The organism is Mesorhizobium sp. M7A.F.Ca.CA.001.10.2.1, assembly GCF_003998575.1.
GTDB lineage: Bacteria > Pseudomonadota > Alphaproteobacteria > Rhizobiales > Rhizobiaceae > Mesorhizobium.
In genome coordinates, this window is sequence record NZ_RZQY01000240.1 from 2,151 (window position 1) to 8,216 (window position 6,066).

Below are 6,066 nucleotides of genomic sequence, written 5' to 3' on the forward strand. Positions count from 1 at the left end.
GGCCTCGGCGAATTTGCGCCATTTGATCAGCGGATAATTGCCGAGAAAATGGTTGGGAGCGGTTTCGACACCCGCCAGTTCCATGTTGTGGAACCATGGGCCGAGAGCATCGATACGTCGGCGGATTTCGGCATGGGAATGCAGCATGATCAGGCTCCTTCGCCGGGAACGACAGGCACATGCGAACGGGCACCTGGCATAATCGTGGCGGGTTGGTGACGGACGGGTGCGGCGCCGTCCTCGAGCAGCCGCAGAGCCGTGCGATAGCCGTTGAACGTGCCGACATCGACATAGGCCGACCCAGCCTTGACGCCGGAGGCTTGACCTCCGGCCGCAAGGTAGGCGTTGACCAACGTGCCGATATATTCGTCACGGCATTCCCGTTCACGCCAGAGTGCCGCAAGCTGATGCAGGATCTGGCCCGGCATCTTGAACGCACCCCAAACCCAGTTCGTGGCGGCGTCCTGTTGCTTGACCTGGATTTCGATCACGCGCTCGTGGTCATCGACAACGACGGCGTCGAAGAATTCCGGACGATCCACCGGGAAGAGCAGAAATGAAAGCTGATCGTCAGGCAAATGACAGAAGCCGTCCTCGGGAAACCAGATCGTGTCGGGAAGGCCGACCAGGACGACCTCATCGGACGCGACGAGAGGCGCTGCCCGAAAAATCGCATCGCAAAGTCCAACGGGATTGGGCTGCACCACGAAGAGAGCCGCGGCGTCACCATAGCCGGCAGCGTAATATTCGAGGATGTCGGATTTGCCCGATCCAATGATGAAACAGATCTTGTCGACACCAGCGTGCACCATCCGCCGCACCAGATACTCGCTCACGGCGCAGGGACGCTCGGTCTGTCCATCGATCCGGCTGCCGACCGGCAGCAGCTCTTTCGAGAAGCCGAGCGGTTGAATGCGGCTGCCGCGCCCGGCAGCGGGCACAATGCCCAACATCAGACTGCTTCCATCATCGGTTCGCCGGGAGATCTTTGAAAGGCGTCGTTTAGAATCTGGTCCAGCTCCGCCGCGCGCCGGCCAGAGGTGTGTTCGTCGAGAACCCGTTGGCGCGCACGGGTTTTGATAGCATCGAGTTCTCCTGCGGGTAAGGCGAGCGCCGCGACCACGTCATCGGTGTCGTGGGCCAGCAGGATCTCGCTGCCGGGTTCGAAGAAGCTGCTTAGGCCCGGCCATGTGTCGGTTACGATAGGCGCTCCACATGCCGCTGCTTCGAACAACCGGCCCGAAGGGCACCAGCCCTTTTGCGCCATCGCCTCGCGGGTCACATTCAGTGTCAGACGAGAGGATGAGAAAAACGCCGGGTGATCGGCCGGCGGAAGGTGCCTGACGAAGAAGATGTTGTCGCTCCACGGGAATTCCTGCGGATATTGTGCGCCGCCGATGATGAAGCGCTGGTCCGCCAAGCGCGCAGCTGGGCGAACCAGCAGATTCTCGACGGCCGCCTGGCGATCGGGCGCGTAGGTTCCGAGATAGGAGAGATCGGCCTTGAACTCGGCCCGCGGCGTAGCCGGCCGGTGTTGATCCGGATCGACATGCCCATAGAGCGGCACCACGTGACGCGCGCCCAGAACCGCCTTCAGCGCGTCGACCGCCGAGCCGCCTGTGTAGCTCAGGACGAGGTCGAAATCGGCAAGACCCTCGGGGCCGAAATAGGGTGGACGCTCACCTTGTTCGATGCGGGCAAGCGTGACCGGAGTGTCCAGATCGTAGAAGACCCGCAGTCCGCGCCCTGCCTGCTGCGCCAGCCGCGAGGCGTCCACGGCATCGGGACAATAAGAGGTGACGATAACGACATCCGATCGTTTGATCGTTTGCTCCGCGACCCGGCGGATATCCTCCCAGTCCGGATAGAGCACGATGTTGCCGCCGTCCAGATGATCAACATCGCGCGTTCCGGCATAGTAGGGTGTGTCGCGTTCGAAGAAGGTGATGGACCAGCCGCGCCGGGCGAGGGCTCTGATCAGTCCCCTCCATAAGGTGGCATGGCCGTTACCCCATGAAGACGTGACGGTAAGACCGAAAATGACCATCTGCATCCGGCAAATCCTCGTCAGGCAACTTCGTTCAATCGGATCAGCTTCGCCCCCCAGTCGCCCGACACGATCGTGGTGATCGAGGCGGGATCGATGTCGAAGCGAAAGCAGTCGCCGGCCGGCAAGCCAAGGACTTTGCAGACGGCGGCCTTGATCACATCGGCGTGGCTGACCAGGGCGACACACTGATTCTGATGCTGCTCGTGGACAGCGTTCATCACCGCGACGACGCGCTGCTGGACATCCAGCATGGTTTCGCCGTTTGGTGTCCTGGCCTCCTGCCGCTGGTCGTTCCAGGCTCGCCAGCCGGCGTTGCCGCTCAACTCATCGAAGGTCTTTCCCGACCAGTCGCCGAAGTCGATCTCGTCGAGTTCGGCACAGATCGCGATTTCCCCGACGCCGCAGGCGAACGCGATTGGCAGGGCCGTCTCCCGGGTCCGCTCGCGCGGGCTGCACAAGATCGCTGCAATCGGCTCCCGGGCCATGCGGCAGCCAAGCTGCGTTGCCTGCGCCTTACCAGCATCCCCGAGGCAAACGCCGTCCATACGGCCTGCCAGATAGGAGCCGACATTGTCGTGTGCCGCATGGCGGATCAGAAAGAAGGTCGTCGTCATTCCGCGGCATCGAGCAAAGGCTCGTCCTTGCCTGCGATAAAAGCGAGCGTGCGCTGCCGCGCTTCGGCGTCGGTGAACTGTTCGGGAGGCGACTTCATGAAATAACTGCAGGGACCGGTCAGCGCTCCGGCCATGCCGCGATCGAGCGCCAGCTTGGCGCAGCGTACCGCATCGATCACCACGCCGGCCGAGTTTGGAGAATCCCAGACTTCCAGCTTGAGCTCGGCATTGAGCGGCACGCCGCCGAAAGTCGTGCCTTCCACCCTTATATAGGCCCACTTGCGATCGGTCAGCCACGGTACGTGGTCGCTGGGCCCAACGTGGATATTGCCTGGCTCCAGGGGAACATCGAACTGGCTGGCCACGGACTGTGTCTTCGAGATTTTCTTCGATTCCAGCCGCTCGCGTTCCAGCATGTTGAGAAAATCGGTGTTGCCGCCGAAATTCAGCTGATAGGTGCGGTCGATGCGTACGCCGCGTTCGCGGAAGAGATTGGCCAGCAGCCGGTGCACGATGGTCGCGCCGACCTGGCTCTTGATATCGTCGCCGACCAGCGGCAGTCCTCGCTGCTCAAAGCGCCGGCGCCATTCCGGGCGTGAGGCGATGAAAACTGGTATGCAATTGACGAAGGCGCAGCCGGCCTCGAGTGCGCATTCGGCATAGAAGCAAGTTGCCTCCTCAGAACCCACCGGCAGGTAGGAAACCAGCACGTCAGCGTTGCTGTCGCGCAGGATCTCGCTGACATTGGCAACCGGCTCCGGAGCTTCTTCAATCTCGTCGCGCAGATATTTGCCGATCCCGTCCAACGTCGGCCCGCGCTCGACGCGAATGCCGGTTGTCAGCGCGTCGGCGAAGCGGAACGTGTTGTTCGGGGCGGCATAGATCGCTTCCGCGACGTCGCGGCCAACCTTGCTCCTGGCGACATCGAATGCGCAGACAATCTCGATGTCGTCGACATGGTAGCCGCCAAGGTCGGCATGCATCAGCCCAGGGATTGGTTCGTTGCTTTTCGCGTTACGATAAAACGAGAGGCCCTGCACCAGGGAGGATGCGCAGTTGCCGACCCCAACGATACCAACACGAACCTTTTTCGATCCCACGAAACCGCCACCCTATGTTGTTCAAAGGTAAGTTCCTGGCGCCGAACCATCAGCGTGCCGGAATGTTCCTCCGCCCATCGAAAAATTGCGCGAGACTGCATGGATCGAAGCTGCATTCGATGCGTTGCCGCACGGCAACATTGGAAAACCGATCGATGATCGTCTACGGCGACCACAGGCAGACCGAGAGCGCAGAGCAGCTTCGGGAAGCAGCAAACGAAATGGCCGAAAGCCTGGATCGGATGTCTCATGGCGTCCAACGCCATGCTGCATTGGTCGGACTATTCATCAGCGTGTCGGAGCTGGTTCAGGCGCTTGCCGATGTCGATTTCCAAACCAGCGGCATCGACATCTTTTCGCCGCGACAACAGCAAGGCGCCAAGTTGTTGGTCGGACTCGCGGCAGAGGTGGCGAAGTCGTGGCAAAGCGGTTTCGGCGTCGGCGGTGGCATCGATCCGGGACTTCTCAAACAGCTGGCCGGGCTCGACTGCAAGGCCGAGGTTGTGACCGGCTCTGCCGAGGGTTATGCGCACTATGCGCTTTATCCCGAAAGCTATTTGGACGCGGCGCAGAAGTCGGGTCTCGATGCGAACACATGCGTGATCGGCGTCCGCAGCATCGGCCTCGGGCTGGCAGCTATGGTGGCGGCCTCGATTGGTGCGCCGGCACCATTCAGCGTTCGCCCGATCGGCCATCCCTTCCGCAGGTATATCAACGCCGATCCGCAGTCGATCGCCACTTGGATGAACAATCCATCGGCGCGTTTCGCCGTTGTCGACGAGGGTCCTGGCCTGTCCGGCAGTTCGATGCATGCCGTTATCGTGTGGCTGCGTGAACTGGGTATCGATACGGACCGCATTCACCTGTTTCCCAGCCATTCAGGCGGCCCGGGCATCGAAGCGTCGCGGGAGGCTCGGGAGACATGGTCGCGCTGTCCGAAGCATGTGGCGACGGCGTTTGAATGCACCTTCTCCGAAAGCTCGAAAATCCCCACGTTGCGCGATTGGGTGGCCGAGGCGGTCGGCAGGCCGGAATTAGGCCTGACCGAGCTATCTGGCGGCGAGTGGCGGGCCGCCCACTACGCCGACGAAGGGCGCTGGCCGCCGAGCCCTCGCGGTACCGAGCGGCGTAAATTCCTGGCGTCCGCCGGGCGTGACCGCTGGCTCGTCAAATTCGCGGGTCTCGGCGAAACCGGACGGCGCAAGAAACGAACCGCGACGATGTTGCATGAAGCCGAGTTCGGATCGCAAGTTGTCGCGCTTTGCCATGGCTTTCTGGTTGAACGGTGGATTGACGGCACCACGATGGATCAGGCGCCGCTACCCATGGAAAGACTGATCGCGGAGTTCACAAATTACCTGGCCTGGCGTGCGCTCAATCTTCGAACTTGCGAACCGGGTGCATCATTGCTTGCACTCGCGGAGATGGCTGTTTCCAATACGTCGGAAGCCCTGGGCGAAAAACGCGCGGCAGCCTTGCGCGGTTGGCTCTCGAAACAGGCCCCCGCGAGCGGGCTGCAGCGCGTTGAAATCGATGGAAAGCTCCAACCATGGGAGTTTCTCGTTCGTGCCGACGGCAGGGTGCTCAAGACAGATGCCGTCGACCATTGCCGGGCACACGATTTGATCGGCTGCCAGCCAATAGAGTGGGACATTGCCGGCGCCCGTGTCGAGTACGGGCTATCCGACAGCGATGTGAGGACCCTGGTCCAAGGAATGAAGCTTGCCATCGACAACGGCCACATCGGCTTTTTCGAACCGTGCTATTTGGCATTCCAGCTCGGGCTCTGGAGCACGGCTGCGCAATCCGAAAATGGCCGGGAAAAAGCAAGGCTCGCCGCGACGGCAGACCGATATAGGATGCGACTGATAGGGTTCCTGGACGAATGCCTGATATGATCGTTCCGATCAGTCCAGCCTTCGCAGCATGTCTGCTTCCTGCTCGAGAATAGCGGCCACTTCCTCGCGCTGCAGATGCGTCATCATCAAGCTGACGCAGCACTCGAGATAGGTGATCGAGGCGCGCCGCAGATAGGCAGCCGTCTCGCGTTCGGCCATCTGGTCGATATCCCTCGCGGGTCGCTTGGGTTGCATGAGGATGATCCTCCGTATCGGTTCCTCCCGCCAAACCACAAGCTTGGGCGGATGTTCCGCGCGATCTCGGGAAAGATTCGGCGGCCGTCTCGCATCACGCCGGAAGGTTCTGCAGCCCGCCGGATGCCGGCCTCGCTCTTTTGGCAAAGCCTGTCATCTGATCGCCGATGCGACTGCCTTCGAGCGCCGCGAAATAATCGATCGTCAGC

Annotated in this window: 6 protein-coding genes and 1 pseudogene; 1 reads left to right on the forward strand and 6 read right to left on the reverse strand. The window is 61.4% G+C overall.

Going from position 1 to position 6,066, the window contains the following annotated elements; translation table 11 throughout:
* The 5 genes and pseudogenes from EN964_RS38595 to EN964_RS16835 all read right to left on the reverse strand — a co-directional run.
* Nucleotides 1–147 (reverse strand): annotated as a pseudogene (locus EN964_RS38595) (TIGR04290 family methyltransferase); the annotation flags it as partial.
* 2 nt (nt 148–149) lie between these two features.
* Nucleotides 150–953: a sugar phosphate nucleotidyltransferase gene (locus EN964_RS16820; RefSeq protein ID WP_127270582.1), complete on the reverse strand. Its 804-nt coding sequence runs from the start codon at nt 951–953 to the stop codon at nt 150–152.
* Nucleotides 953–2,053: a glycosyltransferase gene (locus EN964_RS16825; protein ID WP_127270580.1), complete on the reverse strand. Its 1,101-nt coding sequence runs from the start codon at nt 2,051–2,053 to the stop codon at nt 953–955. The genes EN964_RS16820 and EN964_RS16825 overlap by 1 nt, the downstream gene beginning before the upstream one ends.
* Nucleotides 2,054–2,067: 14 nt before the next feature.
* Nucleotides 2,068–2,664 (reverse strand): histidine phosphatase family protein, encoded by a 597-nt coding sequence (locus EN964_RS16830; RefSeq protein ID WP_127270579.1) that lies wholly within the window; start codon nt 2,662–2,664, stop codon nt 2,068–2,070.
* Nucleotides 2,661–3,764, reverse strand: coding sequence for an inositol-3-phosphate synthase (locus EN964_RS16835; RefSeq protein ID WP_127270577.1), 1,104 nt, complete (start codon nt 3,762–3,764; stop codon nt 2,661–2,663). The genes EN964_RS16830 and EN964_RS16835 overlap by 4 nt, the downstream gene beginning before the upstream one ends.
* Before the next feature lie 155 nt (nt 3,765–3,919).
* Between EN964_RS16835 and EN964_RS16840 the strand changes: the two genes are divergently transcribed.
* Entirely contained in the window at nt 3,920–5,662 is a 1,743-nt protein-coding gene (locus EN964_RS16840) for a hypothetical protein (protein ID WP_127268457.1), read from the forward strand.
* Nucleotides 5,663–5,671: 9 nt separating this feature from the next.
* Here EN964_RS16840 and EN964_RS16845 read toward each other — a convergent pair whose 3' ends face one another.
* Nucleotides 5,672–5,857: a hypothetical protein gene (locus EN964_RS16845; RefSeq protein WP_127268456.1), complete on the reverse strand. Its 186-nt coding sequence runs from the start codon at nt 5,855–5,857 to the stop codon at nt 5,672–5,674.
* Nucleotides 5,858–6,066 lie beyond the last annotated feature (209 nt).